The organism is Dyella soli (assembly GCF_054482295.1).
The window spans coordinates 1,639,397-1,663,161 of sequence record NZ_JBTFFU010000001.1 but is presented as its reverse complement, the minus strand read 5'-3'; the positions used below and the strand labels follow the sequence as shown (position 1 = coordinate 1,663,161).

The following is a 23,765-nucleotide window of genomic DNA, read 5'->3' as shown; positions in this document are numbered from 1 at the left end:
GTAGGCAGTTTCGGCCGATGGCCAGTCTTGGCGTGGTGCCTGGCGATGATGGGGAGTGCCTACGCACAGGACACCACGGTGCCGGTTGTCGCGCCGCCGCCGGTGGTGGTCCCGTTTGCCCGGCCGCACGCCGCCGCGCCTCGTGTCGCCAGCGCCGCCGAGGCATGGGGCGGCGAGCGCACCGGCCAGGAAGCAACCCTGTCGGATCGCGTGGTCGCTTATCGCATCGACGCCGAGCTGGACGCCGCCAGGCACAGCATCAAGGGCAGCGAACAGCTGACCTGGCGCAACCGCAGCGACCAGCCGATCGATCGCGTCTACCTGCACCTCTACCTCAACGCGTTCCAGAACGAGGGCAGCACGTTCTTCACCGAACGCAGCGTGCTCACGGCCCACGGCCATTCCCGCGGCGCGGCCACGCTGAAAAAGAACGAATGGGGCTGGATCGACCTCAAGCGCGTGCAGCAGGGCAACGCGGCGCTCAAGTGGACTTTCGTGCATCCCGACGACGGTCCGGCGACCGACCAGACGGTGGCGCGCATCGACCTGGCCGAGCCGGTGCCGGCCGGCGGCACGCTGACGCTCGACATCGATTTCCTCAGCCAGCTGCCCCGCGTGGTCGAGCGCACCGGCTGGTGGGGCGATTTCAATCTCGTGGCGCAATGGTTTCCCAAGATCGGCGTGCTCGAGCTGCCGGGCGAGCGTGGCGCGACGCAGGTGCGCTGGAACGTGCACGAGTTCCATTTCAACAGCGAGTTCTACGCGGATTTCGGCAGCTATGACGTGCGCCTCACGGTGCCGACCGGCTACACGGTCGGCGCAGTGGGAGAAGCGCAGGGCGCGGCGATCGAAGGCAACGGCACCAGCACGTATCACTTCCGGCAGGACGACGTGCACGACTTCGCGTGGATCGCCGCCAAGGGCTACAAGACGCTGGACGGCAGCTGGCAGGGTCCGGGGAGTCCCCGGGTCGCGGTGCGCGTGATCTATCCGCCGGAATACGCCGCCAGTGCGCCCCCGGTACTGAAGGCCACGCTCGATTCGCTCAGCTATTTCTCCAGCACGCTGGGCGCCTATCCGTACCGCACGGTCACCGCCGTGGTGCCGCCGTTCAATGCGGACGAAGCGGGCGGCATGGAATACCCGACGTTCTTCACGGCCGAGGGCTACAGCAAGATCGACCCGGCCACCTACGATCAGTGGGACATCGACTTCGTGACCATCCACGAATTCGGCCACGGCTATTTCTACGGGCTGCTCGCTTCGAATGAATTCGAGGAACCCATGCTCGACGAAGGCATGAACGAGTACTGGGACCAGCGCATGTTGCGCGCGCGCGACCAGCGCATTCTCGCGCCCGGTTCGTGGCTGCGGCGCGCGGGCATCACCCCTTCCATGGAAGTGTTTTCCTACGAGCGTCGCTGGGCCGGCCTCGACCGTGCCCTCGATCCCCTGGGCGAGAACAGCTGGGACCGCTATTCCAGCTCAAGCTATGGCACCGTCTATTCGCGCACGGCCACCGCCATGCACGACCTGGAGGAGCGCCTGGGCAAGGACGTGATGGAGCGCGCGTTTCGCGAGTACTACCGCCGCTGGCACTTCCGTCACCCGTCGGTGGCTGATCTGCGAGCGGTGCTGATCGAGGTGTCCGGCGACGCCCGCAACGTCAACGACATCTTCGACCACTATGTGTACGGCACGGCGCGCATTGACGATCGCGTCGAAGCCATCGACAACCAGGAAGTCCTGCCGCAGGCGGGCAGCTGGGTGAAGCAGGGCGAGCGCAGCGAGCTGGTGGCTGACGATCGCGATGCGCAGGTCGAGAAGCAGCGCGACGCGTGGAAGCAGGCCCACCCGCATGCGAAATCGGGCAGTGCCGGGCCGTTCCTCTGGCGCGGTACGGTGACCGTCGTGCGTGATGGTGCGCCGGTGCCGCAGACATTGCGGGTCATCTTCGCCGACGGCAGCAACGAGGACGTGCGCTGGGACGACGATCGTCGCTGGGCCCGTTTCGTGTTCACCCGACCGACCAGGATCGTCTCGGCCGAGCTTGATCGCGAGCGCAAGATCCTGCTCGACGCCAACAAGCTCAATGACAGTCGCACGGTCAAGTCCGACACCTCCGCCTCGCGCCGATGGACCGCCGACGTGGCGGCCGCGCTGCAGGCTTTCTACGCATTCGTGGTGACGCTGTGATGGCTTACAAGAGTTCCCGTCGTGTCGATGCCGGCGCCGTGATGGGCGCACCCTTCGCCGCGCTGCAATGGCGGCTGCTGCTGTTGTGGGTGCTGTTCCTGCTGTTGCCGGTCGTGCTGGCGGCGTTGCCACTGATGGGCGCGCTCGGCGGCCTGCTTGATCACTCGACGCATGCGCGCGCGTGCGCGCAGCAGTTCGATGCGTTGATGTTCAGCGACCTGGTGCATGAGCTCGCTGGCGAGCACGCCATGTTGCATGGTGCGCTCCTGGCCAGCCTGCTGTTCGTCGCGCTGCTGCTGCCCTGGCTCAACGGCATGGTGGTGGCGAGTGGTCGCGCCGCGCGCGCACTCGGCTTCGGCGCCTTGCTGAAAGGCGGGCTGGTGGAATACGGGCGCATGTTCCGCCTGTTGCTGTTGTCACTGCTGCTGTATGTGGCGGCCGCAGGGCTGGTCCGGCTGGGCCTGGATATCGCCGATGACCGCAGCGATGCGGCGGTGCTGGAATCGCGTGCGATGACGGCGCAGCACGTGGCGTGGTGGGTGTCGGGCCTGGTCGTAGTGGTTGCGCAGGCGTGGGTCGAATCCGCCCGCGCCGCCTTCATCGCGGATGCCGGCTTGCGATCGGCGGCGGTGGCGATGATGCGTGGTCTGCTGCAACTGTTGCGGCGCCCGCTGTCCACGCTGCTGACCTATCTGCTGATCACCCTGGTCGGTTTCGCCATGGCGCTTGCCATCGGCCTGGCGCGGGCGCACACCACCGCCGTCGGCACGCATGGCCTGCTGTTCGGGTTCCTGCTCAGCCAGCTCGTGGTGGTGGTGCTGGGGTGGACGCGGATGGCGCGCCTGTTCGCGTTGGCGGAAGTCGCGCGTTCGCTGGGTGGCTCCTCGCGTCGCGCCGGCTTGTCGGAAGTGCTCTGAACTGCGCGGCGCCGCCGGTACGGGGAAATCAGTGGGCTGGCACGCGCGCGAGCACCAGCTCGCCGCCGCCTTCGATGCGCACCGGGTGACCGGGAATCGGGTCGATCCAGAGCATGTCGTCGGGTGACATGACCTGGGAGCGGTGATCGGCGATCACGTTGGCGCCGCCCGACAGCAACAGGACGAACCAGCGCCAGCCCTGGGGTGCCACCAGCACCATCGCACCATTGAGCGGTCGGGCGATCAGCTCGCCCTGGACGCCGTCCTTCAGCTTCAGGTTGAAGGCGCGGGTGGCGGCGGCAGGGATGCAGGTTTCCGGGTCGTTCGCGCGGTCAAAACCGGCCATCTGCAAGCGGTTCAGCTGCTGGGTCCGGCCGTCGGCAAAAGTGACCTCGACAGCGGCGTCCAACGGCACAAACTGCCTCCGAATGTCGGCATGTGTCGGAAATGCCACATCCTGGCCGATGCTGACCATGGTCAGCTGCCACTGCCAGTCCCCGTTGGCGGGGCCGCTGGCGATCTCGGTGATGATCGCGCCACCTTCAGGTAGTGGCCGGGTATGCAGCATCTCCGGCGGAAGGCGCAGCAGCTGGCTCATGCCCAGGCGCGGCGCTGTTCGGCGTAGGGGCGGTAATAGGCAAACACGTGGTTGTGGGCGCCGAAGAAGTCCATGTCTTCGATGTGTTCGCCGCCCAGCCGTTCGGCAACGCGGTCGGAGGCTTCGTTGCCTATCTTGACCAGGCTGATGACGCGAGGGGCATTGAGCGTATGCCAGGCGAACTCGAGGATGGCGCTGCCGGCCTCGGTGGCGTAGCCGTGGTGCCGGAATTCGGGCTTGAGCATCCAGCCGAGCTCCAGGTCCGGCCAGCCTTCGGGGCGCATCAGGCCGGCGCGACCGATGAACTCGCCGGTGGCCTTCAGTTCGAGCGCCCACATGCCGAATCCACGCAGCTGCCAGTGGCCGATCAGCATGGCGAGCGAGCGCCACGCATTGGTGCGGTCCAGCGGCAGGCCGTCGCCCACCCAGCGGGTGCTGGCCGGGTCGGCCAGCATGGCAGCGTAATCGTTGAAGTGACGCTCGGCCAGGGCGGTCAGGCGCAGGCGCGCCGTCTCGATAACAGGTATGTCGATCATGGGCTTGGGTATGCAATACGAGTGCCATCGAGTAGCGCCGCCAGGGCGAGCGTGCTCGTGGTCAGGCTTTCGATCCAGGGCAGGCCAACGATCCTGCGGCCGGTCTCGGTGTCGACGAAGGCCTCCTCCTCGCCGGGCGGGAGCAGGTGCCGGTAGTCCACGGTGATTTCGGTGCCCGCGGGCAGGTCCCGCGCGGCAAAGATGAAACCCAGATGCCACAGCCCGGTGGGCGCAAAGCTGTGGTTGACGTAACACTCGTCCGGCCAGTCCGGCGACACCGTGTAACGGTCTTCGAACCAGCGCGCGCTGGCATAAAGCTGGGCCTGCATCTCGGGTGAGCCGGTCAGCTCGGCATAGGTGTAGGTGCGGTCGATGGCATCGGGTGCGGTGACGATCTGTCCGGCCGCGACATCCTGTTCGAGGAACAGACCCTGGCCGGCACCAGCGATGGCTGACGCGGCAATGCGGTAGCGCGGAACGATCATGATGGCCCGGACGGATGGCAAGGCGGGCGAGTGTAGCGCAACCGGCCGGCGTCGCCAGCGCCGGCCGATGGCGCGGTTTCTGTACGCAAGTTACTGACTGGTTTGATTATTCGCCGAAGGGCTTGGCCGGCTTGGTTTGGCCCTGGCGGGGGCTGCCTTGGCGGGGGCCGCCTTGTTGTCGCCAGGCCCGTCGCTGAGCAGGATGGCGTCGCGATTGCGCTGCAGCGTGGCCGGGCCAATGCCCTTCACCTGCGAGAGGTCATCGACGCTCTTGAAGGGGCTTTTCTCCTCGCGCCAGGCCACGATGGCGGCCGCCTTGGTGGCGCCCACGCCGTCCAGTGATTTGGCCAGCGTCGCGGCGTCGGCCTTGTTCACGTTCACCGGCGTCGCGGCGAAAACCGGCAGGCTCAGTGCAAAAGCGATAAGACAGGCTGCGATCTTGTGCAACACGGCTGTTCTCCCTGTGAGTGAATGCGGCATCCGTAGCGGCCGCGATGGCGACTCTGCCCAAGCAGACAGCAAATGGCAGTCGGCAGGCCCGCACGATCGCTGTGGGGAAGGGTGAGCCATGCCTGTGCGAGCCCCGTCCCCGGCCTGTAGGCAGCGGCGGGTTTCTCGCCCGCGCTGATACAATTCGGGCTTTCCCCCGTTGCAGGAGTCAGCCCCATGGATACCGCTCGCCTCAACCGATTTGTCAGCGGACTCTGGGATGACGAGATCGTGCCGCAGCTGGTCGAGTACATCCGTATTCCCAACAAGTCGCCGATGTTCGATCCCAAGTGGGTGGAGCACGGCTATATGGATGCAGCGGTCAAGCTGATGGAGACCTGGGCGCGCAGCAAGTTGCCGTCGCTGCCCGGTGCCACGCTGGAGGTGGTGCGCCTGGAAGGCCGCACCCCGCTCATCTACATCGAAGTGCCGGGCACCGGCGATGACACCGTGGTGCTGTACGGCCATCTCGACAAGCAGCCTGAAATGACCGGCTGGGCGGAAGGCCTCGGTCCGTGGACGCCGGTGCTGAAAGGCGACAAGTTGTATGGCCGCGGCGGCGCCGACGATGGCTACGCGATCTTCGGTTCGCTGGCCGCGCTGCTGGCGCTGCGCGAACAGGGTATTCCGCACGCGCGCTGCGTGGTGCTGATCGAAGCCTGTGAAGAGTCGGGCAGCTACGACCTGCCGTACTACGTGGATCACCTGGCCGACCGCATCGGCAACCCGTCGCTGGTGGTGTGCCTGGATTCGGGTTGCGGCAACTACGACCAGCTCTGGCTGACCACCTCGCTGCGCGGCATGACCGGCGGCGAGCTGACCGTCCAGGTACTGGAAGAGGGCGTGCATTCGGGTGACGCCTCGGGCGTGGTGCCGTCGAGCTTCCGCATCCTGCGCGACCTGCTCAGCCGCCTGGAAGATCCGCAGACCGGCACGATCAAGCCCAGGGAGCTTTACGTCGAGATTCCGCAGCAGCGCGTCGAGCAGGCCAGGACGTCGGCCGAGGTGCTGGGCACGGCCGTGTACGACAAGTTCCCGTTCGTGGCGGGCATGCAGCCGGTCACCGAAGACCTGACCGAGCTGGTGCTCAATCGCACCTGGCGCCCGCAGCTGGCCGTCACCGGCGCCGATGGACTGCCCCCGCTCGAGAGCGCCGGCAACGTGTTGCGCCCGAAGACGGCCGTGAAGCTGAGCCTGCGCGTGCCGCCGACACTGTCGGGCGCGAAGGCCGGGCAGTTCGTCAAGGAACTGCTGGAGAAGGATCCGCCGTACGGCGCCAAGGTCAGCTTCAAGCTGGAGAAGGACGGCAGCGGCTGGAACGCACCGCAGCTGTCGCCCTGGCTGGAAGCCGCCGTGGCGAACGCCTCGCAGAGTTACTTCGGCGCGCCGGCCGCTTACATGGGCGAGGGTGGCAGCATCCCGTTCATGGGCATGCTGGGCGAGAAATTCCCCAAGGCGCAGTTCCTCATTACCGGCGTGCTGGGTCCGCATTCCAACGCGCACGGCCCGAACGAGTTCCTGCACATTCCCACCGGCAAGAAAGTGTCGATGGTCGTGGCCGACGTGGTGGCGCGCCATTACGAGCAGGGCGCCAAGCGCTGACCTTTGGCGTCGCCGTCCCGGCCAGGGCCGGGCCCGGCGCCGGCCGGCGCGCCCCGGGGCAGGGGCAGGGGCAGGGGCAGCGGGCCGGCGACGGCATCCGACGTGCGCGTGACTTCCAGGGTGTGCCAGCGATGAACTCTGTTCCGGACGACTATTCCCACCTGGCGGCCAACTGGGCCGCCGTGCGCGAGCGCGTCGACGCGGCCTGCCATGCGGTAGGTCGCGATCCGTCCGAAGTTTCGATCCTGCCGGTCAGCAAGACCTTCGGTCCCGAGGCGGTGCGTGCCGCGATGTCGCTGGGCATGAAGCGCTTCGGCGAAAACAAGGTTCAGGAGATTCGCAGCAAGGCCGAGGCGCTGGCCGGCTGCGACATCGAGTGGGTGGTCATTGGCCACCTGCAGACGAACAAGGCCCGCGACGTGGCGCGCCTCGCCAGTGAAGTGCAGTCGCTGGACCGGCTGGAACTGGCCGAAGCGCTGCATCGCCGACTGCAGCACGAAGGCCGGCGCATCGATGTGCTGGTCGAGGTGAAGACCTCGCCGGAAGAGAGCAAGCAAGGCCTGCCGCCTGCCCAGTTGCCGGGCTTGCTGGATGCGCTGCGCGGCTTCGACACCCTGCGCGTGCGCGGCCTGATGACCATGGCAGTGCAGTCCGAAGACCCCGGGGCGGTGCGATCCTGCTTCCGCCAGTTGCGCCTGTTGCGCGACGAGGCCCGGCAGCAAGGCCATGACCTGCCACGACTTTCCATGGGCATGAGTGGCGATTTCGGGCTGGCGATTGCCGAGGGTGCCACGGACATACGCATCGGTACGGCCATCTTTGGCGTACGTCTCAAAACCAGCTGAAACATACGGTACCGAATTGACTAATTAGTTTACTAATTGATCAAAAAGTAATCACGTTAGGTACATTTTCTTATTTAGATCAATGCTTTACCTGTAAAGCATGGGCCGTGCCAAGTTTCGAAACGACGGGGTTTAGTTAACCCCAATCGAACATACGGCCTATATCCCTTTGCTAAGTTCACATGGTCATCACGGCCGCCAGCTCCAACGACGGCTTAACCCATGAACTGCAAAGGGATTTGTCCCACATGCCAACGAAGCGATTGATCGCCGCTGCTGCGCTTGCTGGTGCACTGCTGACCTCCCTTCCGCTGTTTGCTGCTCCTCTCGGCACCGTCAGTGCACCGTCAACGGTGAACGTCACGCCGAACCTGCTGGGCCAGTTGCCGGTGTTCGCCCCGGCGACGATGCTGGCGCAGTCCGTCGTTCCCGCCCAGGCCAGCGCAGGCGCGCCGGCCGCCAAGGGCAATGCCTCCGGCTGGGCCGTGGAAGAAGACGAGCTCGAAGCTGACGGCATGCCGGGCTCGGGCGTCGACAGCGTGGCCGCGCTGGGCAATGACACCTCCGATCTGCGCAAGACCCTCGTCGGCCTTGCCATGCAGCTGCGCGACATCCGTTACGTGCGCGGTGGCCGCGATCCCTCCACCGGTTTCGATTGCAGCGGCTTCGTCCGTTACGTGTTCGCCCATGCCGTGGGCCTGGAACTGCCGACCAACTCGGCCTCGCAGTTCGTCGCCGGCTTCAAGGTGGACCGTGGCGACATGAAGCCGGGCGACCTGGTGTTCTTCCGCACGGCAGGTCGTCGCGGCCAGGGCCGCATCTCGCACGTCGGCATCTACATCGCCAATGGCCAGTTCATCCATTCGCCCTCGCGCGGCAAGACCGTGCGCGTGGACAGCCTGGACGAGTCGTACTGGGCCCAGCGTTTCGCCGGCGCCAAGCGCCCGGGCGCGCTCGCCCGCAGCTGATTGCACATGCTCCGCAGTCAAAGGCCGCCCCAGGGCGGCCTTTTTTTATGCGTGCGGTTGCGGGACGGTCAACGGCCCAGCGCGTGCAGTTCGTCGGATTCGACGATGCGCAGGCCGGTTCGCGGCATGCCGGCCAGCTTGAGCAGCGCACGCGCCACCGCGGTGGCCTCGATGCCGCGGTAGCGGCCGGGCAGGGCGCGCGAGAGCGGCTTGGCGACGAGCTCGCCCAGGCGAAACTCGCGCCGCGCACCCAGCAGCAGGGACGGACGCACGATCGTCAGTTGGGGCCAGCCCTGTTTCTGCAGCGCCAGCTCCAGTTCGCCCTTGGTGCGGTTGTAGAAGATCCGCGAAGCGGGATTCGCGCCAAGCGCGCTGATGGCCAGGTAATGGCGCGCGCCCAGCGCCAGCGCGTGGCGCCCCAGTGACAGGGGCAGGTCGTAGTCGACCATGCGGAACGCCTCGCGCGAACCGGCCTGGCGGATGGTGGTGCCCAGGCAACAGAACACCGTGTCGATCTGGCCGTGCAGTTGTCCCGCCAGGTGGGCCACCATGCCGACCGGATTCTCGAGTTTCGGATGCGGCGGCAGCGCGTGCCGCGTCGGCGCCAGCACGTGCTCGATGCCGCGATCGTCCAGCAGCAACGACAGCAGCGCGCCGCCGGTGAGGCCGGTGGCGCCCGCAAGCAGGACCTGGCGTGGCAAGTCGCTCATGGCAACCATTCTACGGTGTGCGGGGCCTGCGCCGTGGACAATCGCTGTTAGGTTTCCGCAAGCCTCGAAGGGCAGGCGGAGGGAGCGGTACGCGTCGGGCAGGCCTGGGTCGTCCGGCGCGCCTGCACGCAACCGCCCGGGTGCACGGCCGGCCACGGTCGTGGCGATCCGGCGCCGGCCGGCAGCATGGCGTGGCTTGCCGCGATCGGAGGTGTCCCTGGTGACCGTCCGCGTGGCGGCAATCGGCGCGTGCGGTTACGCTTGGAAGGATTTTTCCGGAACTGGTCGCGAATGCCCTTCGATCTGCCCCCCGTCACCCGCAACCTGCTCATCGCCAACGTAGCGGTCTTCCTGTTGCAGCAGCTGATGGGTGACACCCTGCTGATGCACTTCGCGCTGTGGCCGTGGGGGCCGGACCAGGTGGCCCAGACGGCCGATGGCATCGTTTCCATCGGGTTCCGTCCGTGGCAGCTGGTGTCCTACGCCTTCATGCACGGAAGCACGCTGCACCTGCTGTCCAACATGCTCGCCCTGTACATGTTTGGCGGGCAGATCGAGCGCCTGTTCGGTTCGCGCAACTTCACCCTGTACTACTTCGTCTGCCTGCTGGTCGCCGCACTGGCGCAGCTGGTGGTGGTGAAGTGGTTTACCGGCGGGTTCTATCCCACGCTGGGTGCCTCGGGTGCGATCTTCGGCATCCTGCTGGCGTTCGGCATGATGTTCCCGCATGCGAAGATGATGCTGATCCTGCTGCCGATACCGATCTCGGCATGGTTGTTTGTCACGCTCTACGCACTTTACGAACTGGTGCTTGGCGTCACCGGTACACAGGCGGGCATTGCGCACTTCGCCCACCTGGGCGGCATGCTGGGTGGCTACGTGCTGATCCAGTACTGGCGCGGCAAGTTGCCCATCAAGCCCCGGCGCAGCCTCTGGCGCTGATCGCACGTTACTTCTTTCCTTGGCCATTCCATGACGCAGCATCTCCAGCGCCGACTCAATCCGCGCCACATCACATTCATGGCGCTGGGCATGGCCATTGGCGCGGGCCTGTTCCTGGGTTCGGCCGACGCCATCAAGCTGGCGGGTCCTTCCGTGTTGTTCGCCTACCTGTTTGGCGGCCTGATGATCTACATCATCATGCGCGCCCTGGGCGAGATGACCGTGCGCGATCCCGTCGCCGGCTCGTTCAGCGTCTATGCGCAGAAATACCTGGGCCCGTTCGCCGGCTACCTCACCGGCTGGAACTACTTCATCCTCATGGTGGGCGTCGGCATGGCGGAAAGTACCGCCGTGGGCATCTACATGAAGCAATGGTTCCCCGAGCTGCCGCAGTGGATCTGGGTGTTCGGCAGCGTCGTGCTGATCGGCGGCCTGAACCTCATGGCGGTGAAGGTCTACGGCGAAATGGAATTCTGGTTCACCCTGATCAAGGTGCTCGCCGTGATGCTGATGATTGCCGGCGGTCTGTCGATCATTGCGCTGGGCTGGGGCAATGGCGGTCGCCCGATGGGGCTGGGCAACCTCTGGCAGCACGGTGGCTGGTTGCCGCATGGGATCACCGGCATGGTGATGGCCTTGCCGGTGGTGGTGTTTGCCTTCGGCGGCATCGAAACCATCGGTATCGCGGCCGGCGAGGCGGCACAGCCGGAACGCACGATTCCGCGCGCGGTGAACTCGGTGCTGTGGCGTATCCTGATCTTCTACGTCGGCGCGCTGTTCGTGATCATGGCGTTGTACCCGTGGGACGCGCTGGGCACCACGGGCAGTCCCTTCGTGACGACGTTTGCCAGGCTCGGCATTCAGCAGGCGGCGGGACTGATCAACTTCGTGGTCATCACGGCGGCATTGTCCGGTTTCAACTGCACGACCTTTGCAGGCAGCCGCATGCTCTACAGCCTGGCCAGCAAGGGACAGGCGCCGGCCATGCTTACGCACGTCAACGCGCACGGCGTGCCGGTCCGTGCGGTGATCGTGACCCTGGTCTGCCTGGTGTTCGGCGTGCTGCTGAATTACCTGCTGCCGGAAGACATCTTCAAGAAGATGATGTCGGTGCTCTCGTTCAATACGGTGTGGACGTGGTCGATGGTGTTGCTGGCGCACTACAGCTTCCGTCGCTGGCAGCGACGGCACGGGGAGGCGCCGATGCCGTTCCGCCTGCGCTGGTGGCCGTTGAGCGGGGTGGTCTGTCTGGCCTTTCTCGCCTTCGTCGTGGTCATGCTGGGGGTGAGCCCCGACACGCGCGTCGCGCTGTACGTGGGCGCGATTTGGATAGCCTCGTTGTCGGCGGCATACAAGTGGTTCGGCGTCGGTCGGCGCATGCACATCGCCGCCGCGGCGCCGGCTTCGACCTGATGACCTGGGCGGCGCGCGCCGGCGCGACCGCGGAGGACTGCAAGCGTGCGTACCATCGGCCTGATTGGCGGCATGAGTTGGGAATCCACGGTGCTCTACTACCAGTGGATCAATCGTGGCGTGCGTGGCCGGCTGGGCCCGCTCAGTTCGGCGCGGCTGCTGCTCGATAGCCTCGACTTCGCCGCCATCGAAGTCTTGCAACGGCAGGGCGACTGGACGCGCGCCGGCGAGGTGTTGGCCGCATCGGCGCGCCGCCTCGAGGCGGGCGGCGCCGAATGCATCGTGCTGGCCACCAACACCATGCACAAGGTGGCCGATGCCATCGTGCAGGCCACCCCGCTGCCATTCCTGCATATTGCCGACGCGACCGGCGCGGCCATCGGCGCCGCCGGTATCCGCACGGTCGCCTTGCTCGGCACGGCCTTCACCATGGAAGAAGACTTCTACCGCGGACGCCTGCGCGACGCGTTCGGCATCCGTTGCGTGGTGCCACCCGCGGATGTGCGCCGGGAAGTGCACCGGATCATCTATGAAGAGCTGTGTGCCGGCGTCGTGAGCGAGCGATCGCGGGCGTTCTTCCGCGCCGTCATGGCGGCATGCGTGGTGGACGGTGCGCAAGGCATCATCCTGGGCTGCACCGAGATCGGCCTGCTGGTGGGGCCGCAGGACAGCGTCGTGCCGCTGTTCGATACCGCCGCCCTGCATGCGGCGGCGGCCGTGGATTTCTCCCTCGCCGGCGCGTGACCGGCGAGGTGTCCGTCAACGCAGGGCGAGGAAGTCCGGGCTGACCACGAAGCGCACGGCATCGAGCCGCAGCCGCGATTCGGGCAGGGCGGACAGCAGTGCCGTGCGCTCCGCCGCGACCGTGCCGATTTCCGCCTCGCTGATCGCAGGATTGACGTCACGCAGGGCGATCAGGCGCGACAGTTCCGCATCGAGCGTGTCGGTGGCCTGGGCCAGGGCCTCGGCAATGCTGGCCTGCGCGCGCTCGGCGGCCAGCGCTTCGGCCCGTTCGAGCATGGGCGGCACCAGCTTGGTGAGGAACTTGCGATAACGCGGCACTTCGATGCTGCGGTCGGCCGCCTTGCGCAAGCCCACGTCGCCGGGGCGGAAGTCGGCGCGTTCGGCCAGCCGCGTATCGACCGTGACGACGACGGGCTGGGTAGGCAAGAAGCGCTCCGCATCGAGCTTGCGGTCGGCCACGCATTCCAGCAGGTACACCGCCTGCAGCAAGGCCGTGCGCGGCGGCAATGCGTCATCCACCAGGAAGGCCGCATTGCCTTGCTCGCTGGACAGGGCCAGGTCGAGCGCACCCAGCACCAGCGGATGATCCAGTCGCAGCAAGGGGAGCTCTTCGCGTGCCAGTGCGACCTCGCGCGCAAACGTCACCGCCTGCGGGCCCTCGGCGAAGCCGGGCAGGGCATCGGTGGAGAGATACTGCGGGTCGAGCAGCAAGACCTTGCCGCCCAGTTCCTCGGCGTGGATGCCGAAGCGCTCGAGCAGGCCCTGGATGAACGCATCGCGGGTCGGGTCGTGGTCCTCGCGGGTGAACGCCTGCTGCAGTTCGTCCGCGTGCAGGTCGCGACTGGCGGCCAGTTCCAGCAGATGGTCGCGGCCTTCGCGGATCAGTTCGGCCATTTCCTCGTGGCTGCCGCGCGTTTCCGCCAGCAGCACCTCGAGTTCCTGGTCGCGGTTGTCGTCGCCGCGGGCGTGATCGGCGGCCAGCTGCGCCAGTGATTCGCCGTATCGGCGCAGCAGTTCGCGGCCATCGGCGGGGCTGGAGCGGAACGCATCCACGCCTTCGTCATACCAGCGTGCCAGCACGTGCTGCGCACTGTCCGCCACGGCCAGGATGTGGATGCTGATGTCGTGCTTCTGGCCAATGCGGTCGAGGCGGCCGATGCGCTGCTCCAGCAGGTCGGGATCGAGCGGCAGGTCCCACAGCACGAGCCGGTGCGCGAACTGGAAATTGCGACCTTCCGAGCCGATTTCGGAGCACAGCAGCAGGCGGGCGCCATCGGGCTGCGCGAAGTAGGCCGCGTTGCGGTCGCGCTGCACGATGCCGAGCCCCTCGTGGAAGCGCGCGATGCCCGCGCCGGTGCGCGTGCGCAGCGCTTCTTCCAGTGCCAGTACCTTGGCCTGGCTGCGACAGATCAGCAGGAATTTGTCCTGCGGGTACGCGTCGAGCAGGGTGACCAGGGCTTCCAGGCGCGGGTCGGCGCCGTAGTCGATCTCGAGGGCCGGTGCCGGTTGCTGGATGTCCGCGTGGAACTCGGCCAGCAGGGCCTGGCGGCCATCTTCACCCAGCGTGGCGGCCTCGAGCAGGTGCCACACCGGCAGGCGTTTGGGAAAGCCGCCGATGCTGGCCCGCCGGTTGCGGAACATCACGCGGCCGGTGCCGTGGCGGTCGATCAGCGCGGCGAGAATGGCGCGCGCGTGCTCGGGCCGGGTGGTGTCGGACAGCAACGACAGCAGCGGCTCGTCGCCGGCGAAGGCGTCGTGCAGCGTGGCGCGCTGGGCATCGTCCAGTGCCTGGCCATCGAGCAGGCGGTCGGCGATCTTCGACAGATTGTGGAAGGCATCCGCTTCGGACAGATAGACATCCAGGTCGTGGTAGCGCTGCGGGTCGAGCAGGCGCAGGCGCGCGAAATGGCCGCTGCGGCCGAGCTGCTCCGGCGTGGCGGTGAGCAGGATCACCCCGGGCGTCGCCTCGGCGAGCTTTTCCACCAGCGTATAGCGCGGACTGGCCACATCGGGCGACCACGCCAGGTGATGCGCCTCGTCCACCACGAGCAGGTCCCACGGCGCCGCCAGCAGCTGCTGGGCACGCTTGGGCGATTGCTCGAGAAAGCTGAAGTCGGCGATGACCAGCTGTTCGTCCTCGAACGGATTGCGGCCGTCGCCGGATTGATCCAGCGCTTCGCAGCGTTCCTCGTCGTAGATCGCAAAGCTGAGGTTGAAGCGGCGCAGCAGCTCGACGAACCATTGGTAGACCAGGGTGTCCGGCAGCAGCAGCAGGACGCGCGCGGCGCGACCCGTGGCCAGCTGGCGAGCAATGATCATGCCGGCTTCGATGGTCTTGCCCAGCCCCACTTCGTCCGCCAGCAGCACCCGTGGCGGGCGACGCGAGGCAGCGATGCCGGCCACGCGCAACTGATGCGGCACCAGGCCGATGCGGGCCGCGCCGAGGCCCCAGGCCGGCGAGCGGCGAGCAGCGGCGCGCCGCTTGAGGCCTTCCAGGCGCAGTTCGAAATGCGCGACAGGGTCGGTGCGGCCACCGATCAGGCGATCGTCGGCCTGGCTGACGCTTTGTTCATCGTCGAGCTGGCCTTCTTCCAGCTCGCGGCCTTCGCCGCGGTAGATCAGCAGCTCTTCGCGGATCTCCACCCGCTCGACCAGGAAGGCCAGGCCCTTGCCCGCCACGCGCTGGCCGGGACGGAACTCCGCGCGCACCAACGGCGCCGAGTCGACTGCATAAGGCCGCAGCACGCCAGCCTTGGCGAACAGCACCTGCACTCCGCGTCCTTCGACGCGCAACACAGTGCCGAGGCCGAGCTCAGGCTCGGCGGTAGAGATCCATCGTTGACCGGGAACGAACATCAGGGGTACCGCAAGCTGCAAGGACCGCCAATTATCCGCCCAGTGGTTGTGGATGCCTAGCGAAAGCGGCAAGACCGGCCGTGACGCTCGCGGGCGTGCCGATTCCAGGCAGGCACGAGGTCTGCATGCGAGGGCCCGCGTCGCTGGAAGGTGCGCCCTGCGATGATGAACCGTGGCGTGAAATCTGCCATGCAGCCAGCCAAGGCCGATACGCGGGGCTGGCTTTCATCCCTGCCTGAAGCCTTGTGATGCCCATCACCGTTGTGGGTCAAGGGATTGCCACTTGTCGGAAAATTCCTCCCTCCTGTCGGCCGAGGACTGGTCCGCGAGGGGGCAACGGATAGATTAAGGGCTGGGGAACCAGGGGGAATCCATGCAAGTCTTGTCGTGTCGGCGTGGTAACTCGTTGATCGAGATGCCGGAGGCGAGTGCCTTCGGCGGTCGACCGTGGGAGCGTGGGTTGGCCCTGCGCGAGGTGCATGGCGCCCGTCCAAGGGGCAACGCTTGGGCATTGCGTGCGGTCCGGGCAGTACGTCGTGGCCGCGGCTTTACCATGGTCGAGCTGATGATCACGCTGGCCGTCGCGGTGATGCTGATCGCCATTGCCGTGCCCAGCTTCAATTCCATCATCCTCACCAACAAGCTCACGACCGCGGCGAATGACGTGGTCGGCGCGCTCACCACCGCGCGCATGGAGGCGGTGAAGCGCAACGCCAACGCCCAGTTTTGCAGCAACTCCGCGGCCAGCAACACGTCCGACACGCTGGGTACCCAGTGCGGCACGCTGGCCGGTGCCGTGTATGTGATGACCAGCGGCACCACCACGGCGCAGGTGCACGCCGGCACGGTCGGCATCACGGCTCCGGTGCAGTTGAGCGGAAACATGACGGCCTTGCGCTTCAACGGCCAGGGCCTGGGCTACACCATCGGTGCATCGACGCCCTATGGCGGCGCGGTGGCGGACATCTGCACCAGCTCGCTCAACCTGACCAATAACCATCGCGTCATCACCATGACTGCCGGGTCGATCATCACAGTGACGACTTCGTCGGGAGCTTGCCCCTAATGAATCATTCAATCCTTCCTGCATCGATGATGCGTAGCGGCCTGGCCGGGGCGGGGCATCGCCAGGCGGGCGCACGCGCTGGCCTCGGTCGTCGACGCCGTCAGCAGGCGGGTGTCGGCCTCATCGAGGTGCTGGTGGCCGTGCTGATCCTGTCCATTGCGTTCCTGGGCATCGCCGCCCTGCAGGCGATGTCCCTGTCCACCAACAACAGCGCCATGGCGCGCAGCATGGCGACGATCTCGAGTTACTCGATCCTGGACGCCATGCGTGCCGATTACGCCAATGCGACCACCGGCGCCGCCTACAACACCACCACGCCGCTCAAGGCCAATGCCTGTCCGACGGGCACGGCCAGCCTGGCCGCGGCGCAGCTCAGCCAGTGGTGCAACCAGCTGGGCAGCAATCTGGGCGTGGCCGCCACCACGACGGGGGCGATCAACTGCTCGGCTGCCGGCGACTGCACCATCACGATCACCTTCGATGACAGCCGGGCGGGCGTGGGCGGTTCAAGTACACAGACGGTCGTGACCAGGGCGATGCTATGAAGATGCGTTCCACCCATCGCAACGCCAGCCGGCGAGCGGCAGTCTGCGCGAACAAGTCGACCGCGGGCTTTACCCTGGTCGAGCTGATGGTGTCCATGCTGCTTGGCCTGGTCGTCATCGCGGGCGTCGGCAGCGTGTTCCTGTCGAACCAGCAGGTATACCGGACCAACAAGGCGCTGGGCGACGTGCAGGACAGCTCGCGCATCGCCTTTGAAATGATGGCTCGCGATATTCGCAGTGCCGGGTTGACCGGTTGCGATACCACCAGCGGGCGCATGGCCAACGTGCTCAAGAACGGCCCCAACAACGGCGGCACCACCTGGTGGGCGAACTGGAACAACACCATCGTCGGCTTCGCCAGCAGCCAGACCGACACGGCGGTGCAGGCGGCCGGCGCCACGCGCGTCGCCAACACGGATTCGCTGATGCTGCTCGGCCTCGAAGGCTCGGGCGTCAGCGTGAAGACCGACAGCGAGCCGGCCGGCTCGTTCACCATCAATGAAACCACGTCGGACCTGCAGACCGGCGACGTGGTGGTGGTCTGCGATCCCGACCACGGCGCGGTGGTGCAACTCTCGAACGTGGCCGCCGGCACGCTCACGCATGCCACCAGCGGCACGCCGGGCAACTGCACCACCGACCTGAGCTATCCCACGGTGTGCAGCAGCGGCAGCAGCTACGCCTTTGCGCCCAACGCACAGATCGCCAAGCTGACCGCGGCTGACTGGTACGTCGGCCAGAACGCGGTCGGCGGCAGTTCGCTGTATCGCATCGCGTTGACCAACACGGCTGCGGCGCTGACGACGCCATCCTCGGAAATGGTGAGGAATGTGACGGCCATGAACATTACTTACCACCAGACCGGCAATGCGAGTTTCGTGACCGCCGACCTGGTCGCCAACTGGGCTGCCGTGGACGCGGTGCAGGTCAGGCTGGTCATGACCAGCACCGACCAGCGGGCCGGTACCAACATCAAGCCCATCTCCCGCACGTTCACCTCCACGACCACCGTGCGCAACCGGGTACGCTGACATGAGCCACGTCCTTTCACGCAGCAGTTCGTCCGCTCGTGCGGTCAGTCACCAGGATGGCGTTGTCGTCGCGGCTGCTCATGCGCATCGTTCCGGCAGGGGCATGCCGGGGGCGCGGATGCGGCGCGCCCGGTGCGGCGCAAAGGGCCGCCAGGATGGCGTAGCCCTGGCCGTGGCGCTGATCCTGCTGATCGTGATCACCCTGGTGGGCTTTGCCGCCGTGCGCGGCACCATCATGCAGCAGAAGATGGCGTCCAACATGTACGACCGGCAGATTGCGTTCCAGAGCGCGGAAGCGGCCATACGCGCCGCCACCGCCCGCATCGCCAGCAATCCGGGCGACATCGCGCGCAACTGCCAGGCGGGCGGCGTGGTGTGCCCGGCCAATCCTTTCAATGATCCCAATCTCGATACGACCAAGATCATTTCGGTGACCTCGGGCACCGGGACGGGGCAGTTCACCGCCAGCGCGGTTTCCACCGGCCAGCCCCAGTATGTGATCGAGAACATGGGCAACTGGTACGACCCCAACACCAGTACGGGTTACAACCAGACGGCCAATGCACACAACTACGGTGCCCAGGGCACCTCGACCACCGCGGTGTACTACCGGGTCACCGCGCGTAGCGGCGACCCCGCCACGGTGGGCAACCGCGCGGTCGTGACCCTGCAAGCCATGATCAAGCAGGGCTGATCGACAGCCCTGGTCACCGATACAGCATGAGCAACCTTTCCATGTCGCTTCCTTTCGAGAGCACAGCCGCCATGAACACCTCATTTCGACTGCGCAACAAGATTGCCGGTTTTCTCGGCAAGTTGTTCTGCACCAGCCTGGTGGTCTGTGGCCTGGGGGTGGCAAGCGAGCCCGCTTATGCGGCCGTGACCATCGACAAGGCGCCGCTGATCATCCAGGCATCGCTGCCGCCGGATATCGTGCTGATGCTCGACGATTCCGGATCGATGGCGTCCGACTACATGCCGGACCAGGGCTACCTGCCCAGCGATATCGCCAATGGCAGCACCTCGACGGACGGTTACCGGAATTCCGCCAACAACGGGACGTACTACAACCCGGCGGTTACCTACTTGCCGCCCCCGAAGGCGAACGGCACCAACTTTTACAATGCGCCGACCGGCGGCGTAGGTTCTGCTTTCAACGATGGATTTCTCGACCAGTCGGCCGTCGATGTGACGCAGTACAAGGGAACCTATAACTACTACACGCGCTTCACGATCACCACGACCTCCACGTACGCCGCGACGGGCACCACGACGTATTCGTGCCCCAATCAGTACACCCTGATCAATGGCAACCAGTGCAAGAAGACCAGTGGCTCCAATCAGGGAACCATCATCGCTGCCAATTCAAACACGACGTATAGCTGCAACAACGGCGATTCCCTGAGCGGCCAGACATGCACGAACACGGTCTCGTCCTTCAAGTACTATTTCACCTATACCACCGGTCCGGCCATCGGGCCGTACGTCCAGCACTATGTGGGCAAGACCGGCGACTGCGCGAGTCTGTCCGCGGCGAACCAGCTGGTCTGTGACGACGGCACGACGACCCAGCAGAACGTCGCCAACTGGTTCTCGTACTACCGAACCCGCATCCTGATGGCCAAGAGCGGCCTGATGAATTCGTTCGTCGGCATCGACGCCAAGTACCGCGTCGGCTTTGGCTCGATCAATAACAACAACACCAACGACATCAAGGCCGTCAGCTATACCAATAGCTACAACGGGAACTACATCGCCACCGTGAAGCCGTTTGGCGATGGTTCCACGGGTACGCAAAAAGCGTACTTCTGGACCTGGGTCAACAATATTACGCCCAACAATTCCACGCCGTTGCGTGTGGCGCTGGACTCGGTGGGCCAGTATTACCAGAAGTCCAGCCAGCCCTGGTCGACGATGTCGACCGACCCCAATCCCAATGACCCCACCGAGCTGGCCTGTCGCCAGGCGTATACGATCCTGACCACGGACGGCTTCTGGAACGAGACGAACTACAATCCGAGCCCGGCAAACAACGCGGACAACGTGGCAGGCACGAAAGTCACCGGGCCGAACAGTCAGAACTATACGTACTCGCCCGCCGCGCCTTACTCCGGTTCCACCTCCAATACGCTCGCCGACGTGGCGATGCAGTATTGGGAGACGGACCTGCGCAGCAGCACGGCCAACGAAGTGCCCACCAGCACGGAAGACCCTGCCTTCTGGCAGCACATGGTCACCTTCACCCTCGGCCTGGGCTTCACTCCGCTGTATGCGGACAAGGTCACGCCCATTCCGATGAATCAGGTCTTCGCCTGGGCCAATGGCGACACGACCAAGGCCATCAGCGGCTTCGCGTGGCCCGCGCCGGCTTCCAATTCGATCAACAACATCGCCGACCTGGCGCATGCCGCGGTCAACGGCCACGGTGGCTTCTATTCGGCGACCACGCCGCAGTCGTTTACCAATGGCCTGAAGGATGCGCTCAAGCGCGCCTCCGAGCGCGTCGGTACCGGCGCCAGCCTGGCGGCCAACTCGACGCAGCTGCAGACGGGAACGGTCGCCTACCAGGCCAATTACTACACGGCCAAGTGGAAAGGTGACCTGAAGGCGCTCGCCATCAACTCCACCACCGGTGCCATTTCGACCACGCCCAGCTGGACCGCATCCAACGTGTTGCCGGCGGCCGCGAGCAGGAACATTTATTCCTATAACCCCTCGTCGTTGACCTACATGGCGTTCAAGGTGGCTGCCGACGGCACGCTGCCGGCATTGTCGACGGCCCAGCTCAATGCGCTGGGTGCCAGCACGTCCTTGCAGACGAACATGATCAACTACCTGCGTGGCGATGCGACGCAGGAAGTGAAGAGCGGCGGTGCCTTCCGCAACCGCGACACGCCCATCGGCGACATCGTCAATTCGCAGCCGGTGTACGTGGGCGCGCCCTCCACCAACCAGTTCAACAACCAGACCTTCACCGGGTCGACCAGCTTCGCCACCTATGCGAGCAACAAGGCGTCGCGCACGGGCCTGATCTATGTCGCCGCCAACGACGGCATGCTGCACGCGTTCAACGCCAGCACCGGTGCTGAAACGTATGCCTACCTGCCTGGCGCGGTCATCACCAGCAACCTGACCGACCTGTCCAGCACCGACTACGGCACCAACGTGTCGCACGAGTTCTTCAATGACGGCGAGCTCACCGTCGCTGACGTCTATATCGGCAGCGCCTGGAAGACGGTGCTGGTGGGTACGACCGGGCGTGGCCTGGCCAAGACGGTGTATGCCCTGGACGTCACCGACCCGGCGAACATCCAGTTCCTGTGGGAGCGTTCGTCCGGCGATGGCCTCACCAACAGCACCTATATCGGCCAGATGACCGGCAAGCCCGTGATCGCGCAGACCGCCGATGGCACCTGGTCGGTGCTCATGGGCAACGGTTACAACAGCCCCGCGGCTACGGCTGCGCTGCTGCAGTTCAAGCTCTCGGACGGCACCCTCAACGTGCATGCCACGACCGATACCAGCGGCCTGGCGGCGCCCGCCGTGTGGATCGACCCGTCCAACAACGGCATCAGCACCATGGCGTATGCCGGCGATGCCGATGGCAATGTCTGGTCGTTCACGCTCAATACGGTGTCCGTCGATCCGAACACCGGGCTTTCGACGCTGACCGCCACGCCGAGCAGCTCGGGCGTGAAGCTGTTCACGGCCAAGGATTCGGGCAACAAGGCCCAGCCCATCACGTCGGGCATGCTGGCCGGCAAGGATCCGCAGACCGGCAATGTCTGGTTGTTCTTCGGTACCGGCAAGTACCTGACCGCAACGGACCTGACCGACCTGAGCACGCAGACCTGGTACGGGCTGGTCGTCACGTCCGGCACGAGCAACAACCCGGCGATCACCTCGAGCATGGGGCGCAGTTCGCTGGCCCAGCGGTCGATCACGTCCGAGACGGCTGCGTCCGGCTCGGCGCCGGGATCGCGCACCGTCACCACCACCACCAACGCGACCTCGATGACCGGCAAGTCCGGCTGGTATATCGACCTGTTGTCGCCGGGCCTGGATGCGAGCGGGAACCTCGCTCCCAACATCACGGCGCAGGGCGAGCGGATGGTCACGCCCAACCAGTTCCAGGGCAACCTGCTGCTGGGCACGACGCGCATTCCCAAGGCCTCCGATGCCTGCAATCCCTCGGGCAGCGGCTGGGTCATGGCGGTGGATCCGTTCACCGGTACCAATCCGCAGTCGAACTTCTTTGACATCAATGGCGACGGGTCCATCAACTCGTCGGACTCGGTCAATGGTACGCCGGCGGCCGGCATCGGCTTTAGCTCCTTGCCCAACAACCCGATCTTCGTCGGCGGCACCATGCTGATGAGCTTCGACAACGGCAGCAACAGCAGCATCCAGACGTCGGGATCGACCAGCGGCACGACGCGTGTGTCCTGGCGTGAGCTGATCAACCAGTAAAGGATCGAATGATGAAAGGTATTTCCTCACTGACTGGTGCAGCCCCCGCGCATGGACTGTGGAGCTCGCACGCGCGACGACCGGGCTGGCGCCAGCTCGGCTTCACGCTGATCGAGACGATGATCGTGGTGGCGATCATTGCCATCCTGGCGGCGATTGCTTATCCGTCGTATGTGTCGCACATCGCCAAGGCCAATCGCGTGGCGGCCGAGGGCTGCCTGTCCGAGGTGGCCAACTACATGGAGCGTTACTACACGACCTATCTGCGCTACGACCAGGATCCGAGCACCGCGACTGCGAATCCGTACACGCTGCCCGGTTGCGCCAGCGCCACGCAGACGGGCGCGAATTACACCTATCCGGCGCCCACCGTGCTGACCGCGACCGCCTATACGATCACGGCCGTGCCGACGGGCACCCAGGCCGCCCGCGATGCGCGCTGCGGAACGCTTACGCTGGACCAGACCGGCACGCGCACGGTTTCCGGTTCGAACGGGACGGCTGCCTGCTGGTAAGCAAGGGGCGTGCTGCGCGCAGCCCAGGCTGCCGCGGCGTCGCGTAGAAGGATTAGTCGCTGGGGGCGCCGCCTCCGGCATCGCTGGCTGAGGGAAGGCACGTCTTCCCGCTCGCGGCAGGCTTCAGCGCAGCGGATGAGCCTGCATCAGCTCTCCGCCCATTGCCGCAGCAGGTTGTGGTACACGCCTGTCAGCTGCAACACGGCCTGCGCATCGGCGCCGGTCCGGGTGAGGGCCTGGATGGACGTATCCAGTTCGAACAGCATGCGGCGCCGGTGGTCGTCACGCACCAGGCTCTGCACCCAGAAGAAGGCCGCCAGGCGTGCGCCGCGTGTCACCGGTGCGACGCGGTGCAGGCTGCTCGAGGGGTAAATGATGATGTCGCCGGCGGGCAGCTTCACTTCGTGTTCGCCGTAGGTGTCGCTGATCACCAGTTCGCCGCCGTCGTACTCCTCCGGATCGGCCAGGAACAGCGTGCATGAGATGTCGCTGCGCAACTGCTCGCCATCGGGCAGCGCCATCACGGCGCCATCGACGTGGAAGCCATACTGGCCGCCGCCCTCGTAGCGGTTGAAACGAGGCATGAGCGTGCGCCGGGGCAGGGTGGCGGCGTGATAGAGCGGGTGGCGGGCGAGCGCGTCGAGCACGACGCGCCCCAGTCCTTCGCGCAACGGCGAGGCGTCCGGCAATTGCAGGTTGCGCTTTACCTGGGCGCCTTGCGCGCCGACGGTTTCGCGGCCGTCGGTCCAGTCGGCGCGGTCCAGCGCCTGGCGGATGCGGGTGACCTGCTGGCGATCGAGGATGTCCGGGATGTGCAGCAGCATGGTCGTTCCTCGA

At 65.9% G+C, this 23,765-nt stretch carries 21 protein-coding genes; 14 read left to right on the top strand and 7 right to left on the bottom strand.

Features of this window, described 5'->3' with window-relative positions:
* Positions 1-45 precede the first annotated feature (45 nt).
* Together ACXU4B_RS07705 and ACXU4B_RS07700 are read left to right on the top strand one after the other, a co-directional pair.
* Positions 46-2,196: a M1 family aminopeptidase gene (locus ACXU4B_RS07705; protein ID WP_165583163.1), complete on the top strand. Its 2,151-nt coding sequence runs from the start codon at positions 46-48 to the stop codon at positions 2,194-2,196.
* Entirely contained in the window at positions 2,196-3,113 is a 918-nt protein-coding gene (locus ACXU4B_RS07700) for a hypothetical protein (protein WP_338069382.1), read from the top strand. The genes ACXU4B_RS07705 and ACXU4B_RS07700 overlap by 1 nt, the downstream gene beginning before the upstream one ends.
* Positions 3,114-3,141: 28 nt before the next feature.
* Here ACXU4B_RS07700 and ACXU4B_RS07695 read toward each other — a convergent pair whose 3' ends face one another.
* The 4 genes from ACXU4B_RS07695 to ACXU4B_RS07680 all read right to left on the bottom strand — a co-directional run bounded on the left by ACXU4B_RS07695 (position 3,142) and on the right by ACXU4B_RS07680 (position 5,182).
* Complete coding sequence (locus tag ACXU4B_RS07695) at positions 3,142-3,711, bottom strand: HutD family protein (RefSeq protein ID WP_131409269.1); 570 nt, start codon at positions 3,709-3,711, stop codon at positions 3,142-3,144.
* Positions 3,708-4,247 (bottom strand): GNAT family N-acetyltransferase, encoded by a 540-nt coding sequence (locus ACXU4B_RS07690; RefSeq protein ID WP_131409266.1) that lies wholly within the window; start codon positions 4,245-4,247, stop codon positions 3,708-3,710. Before ACXU4B_RS07690 ends, ACXU4B_RS07695 begins: the two co-directional genes overlap by 4 nt.
* Positions 4,244-4,732 (bottom strand): SET domain-containing protein-lysine N-methyltransferase, encoded by a 489-nt coding sequence (locus tag ACXU4B_RS07685; protein WP_131409264.1) that lies wholly within the window; start codon positions 4,730-4,732, stop codon positions 4,244-4,246. Before ACXU4B_RS07685 ends, ACXU4B_RS07690 begins: the two co-directional genes overlap by 4 nt.
* Before the next feature lie 90 nt (positions 4,733-4,822).
* Positions 4,823-5,182 (bottom strand): ComEA family DNA-binding protein, encoded by a 360-nt coding sequence (locus ACXU4B_RS07680; RefSeq protein WP_131409261.1) that lies wholly within the window; start codon positions 5,180-5,182, stop codon positions 4,823-4,825.
* Positions 5,183-5,398: 216 nt separating this feature from the next.
* Between ACXU4B_RS07680 and ACXU4B_RS07675 the strand changes: the two genes are divergently transcribed.
* The 3 genes from ACXU4B_RS07675 (at position 5,399) to ACXU4B_RS07665 (ending at position 8,636) form a co-directional block, all read left to right on the top strand.
* Positions 5,399-6,823 carry a M20 family metallopeptidase gene (locus ACXU4B_RS07675; protein ID WP_131409259.1) on the top strand — a complete coding sequence of 475 codons (1,425 nt, stop codon included), beginning with the start codon at positions 5,399-5,401 and terminating at the stop codon, positions 6,821-6,823.
* A gap of 131 nt (positions 6,824-6,954) precedes the next feature.
* Positions 6,955-7,668: a YggS family pyridoxal phosphate-dependent enzyme gene (locus ACXU4B_RS07670; RefSeq protein WP_131409257.1), complete on the top strand. Its 714-nt coding sequence runs from the start codon at positions 6,955-6,957 to the stop codon at positions 7,666-7,668.
* A gap of 248 nt (positions 7,669-7,916) precedes the next feature.
* The gene (locus ACXU4B_RS07665; protein WP_131409255.1) at positions 7,917-8,636 is read left to right on the top strand and encodes a C40 family peptidase; all 720 of its coding nucleotides are present in this window, start codon (positions 7,917-7,919) and stop codon (positions 8,634-8,636) included.
* Positions 8,637-8,704: 68 nt separating this feature from the next.
* Here the strand turns inward: ACXU4B_RS07665 and ACXU4B_RS07660 are convergent, their stop codons facing one another.
* On the bottom strand, positions 8,705-9,346 hold the full coding sequence (locus ACXU4B_RS07660; RefSeq protein WP_131409252.1) for a Rossmann-fold NAD(P)-binding domain-containing protein: 642 nt from the start codon (positions 9,344-9,346) through the stop codon (positions 8,705-8,707).
* Between the two features lie 291 nt (positions 9,347-9,637).
* Here ACXU4B_RS07660 and ACXU4B_RS07655 point away from each other — a divergent pair, with 291 nt between their 5' ends.
* The 3 genes from ACXU4B_RS07655 to ACXU4B_RS07645 are packed head-to-tail and all read left to right on the top strand — an operon-like array spanning position 9,638 to position 12,445.
* The gene (locus tag ACXU4B_RS07655; RefSeq protein WP_131409249.1) at positions 9,638-10,288 is read left to right on the top strand and encodes a rhomboid family intramembrane serine protease; all 651 of its coding nucleotides are present in this window, start codon (positions 9,638-9,640) and stop codon (positions 10,286-10,288) included.
* 30 nt (positions 10,289-10,318) lie between these two features.
* Positions 10,319-11,701 carry an amino acid permease gene (locus ACXU4B_RS07650; protein WP_131409246.1) on the top strand — a complete coding sequence of 461 codons (1,383 nt, stop codon included), beginning with the start codon at positions 10,319-10,321 and terminating at the stop codon, positions 11,699-11,701.
* A 45-nt stretch (positions 11,702-11,746) separates the two neighbouring features.
* On the top strand, positions 11,747-12,445 hold the full coding sequence (locus tag ACXU4B_RS07645; RefSeq protein WP_131409244.1) for an aspartate/glutamate racemase family protein: 699 nt from the start codon (positions 11,747-11,749) through the stop codon (positions 12,443-12,445).
* Between the two features lie 15 nt (positions 12,446-12,460).
* Here ACXU4B_RS07645 and rapA read toward each other — a convergent pair whose 3' ends face one another.
* Positions 12,461-15,301 carry an RNA polymerase-associated protein RapA gene (gene rapA / locus ACXU4B_RS07640; protein WP_131409242.1) on the bottom strand — a complete coding sequence of 947 codons (2,841 nt, stop codon included), beginning with the start codon at positions 15,299-15,301 and terminating at the stop codon, positions 12,461-12,463.
* Positions 15,302-15,776: 475 nt separating this feature from the next.
* Between rapA and ACXU4B_RS07635 the strand changes: the two genes are divergently transcribed.
* From ACXU4B_RS07635 to ACXU4B_RS07610, 6 genes are all read left to right on the top strand, one after another.
* The gene (locus tag ACXU4B_RS07635) at positions 15,777-16,367 is read left to right on the top strand and encodes a GspH/FimT family pseudopilin (protein WP_425481405.1); all 591 of its coding nucleotides are present in this window, start codon (positions 15,777-15,779) and stop codon (positions 16,365-16,367) included.
* On the top strand, positions 16,367-16,912 hold the full coding sequence (gene pilV / locus ACXU4B_RS07630) for a type IV pilus modification protein PilV (RefSeq protein WP_240734036.1): 546 nt from the start codon (positions 16,367-16,369) through the stop codon (positions 16,910-16,912). The genes ACXU4B_RS07635 and pilV overlap by 1 nt, the downstream gene beginning before the upstream one ends.
* The gene (locus ACXU4B_RS07625) at positions 16,909-17,943 is read left to right on the top strand and encodes a PilW family protein (protein ID WP_240734035.1); all 1,035 of its coding nucleotides are present in this window, start codon (positions 16,909-16,911) and stop codon (positions 17,941-17,943) included. Before pilV ends, ACXU4B_RS07625 begins: the two co-directional genes overlap by 4 nt.
* 118 nt (positions 17,944-18,061) lie before the next feature.
* A complete protein-coding gene (locus ACXU4B_RS07620; protein ID WP_131410437.1) occupies positions 18,062-18,637 on the top strand; it encodes a pilus assembly PilX family protein in 576 nt (191 codons plus the stop codon).
* A gap of 71 nt (positions 18,638-18,708) precedes the next feature.
* Positions 18,709-22,413: a pilus assembly protein gene (locus ACXU4B_RS07615; RefSeq protein WP_131409238.1), complete on the top strand. Its 3,705-nt coding sequence runs from the start codon at positions 18,709-18,711 to the stop codon at positions 22,411-22,413.
* A gap of 11 nt (positions 22,414-22,424) precedes the next feature.
* Positions 22,425-22,928 (top strand): type IV pilin protein, encoded by a 504-nt coding sequence (locus tag ACXU4B_RS07610; protein WP_131409236.1) that lies wholly within the window; start codon positions 22,425-22,427, stop codon positions 22,926-22,928.
* A gap of 146 nt (positions 22,929-23,074) precedes the next feature.
* Here the strand turns inward: ACXU4B_RS07610 and ACXU4B_RS07605 are convergent, their stop codons facing one another.
* Positions 23,075-23,752, bottom strand: coding sequence for a Fe2+-dependent dioxygenase (locus ACXU4B_RS07605; protein ID WP_131409234.1), 678 nt, complete (start codon positions 23,750-23,752; stop codon positions 23,075-23,077).
* Between the last annotated feature and the right edge of the window lie 13 nt (positions 23,753-23,765).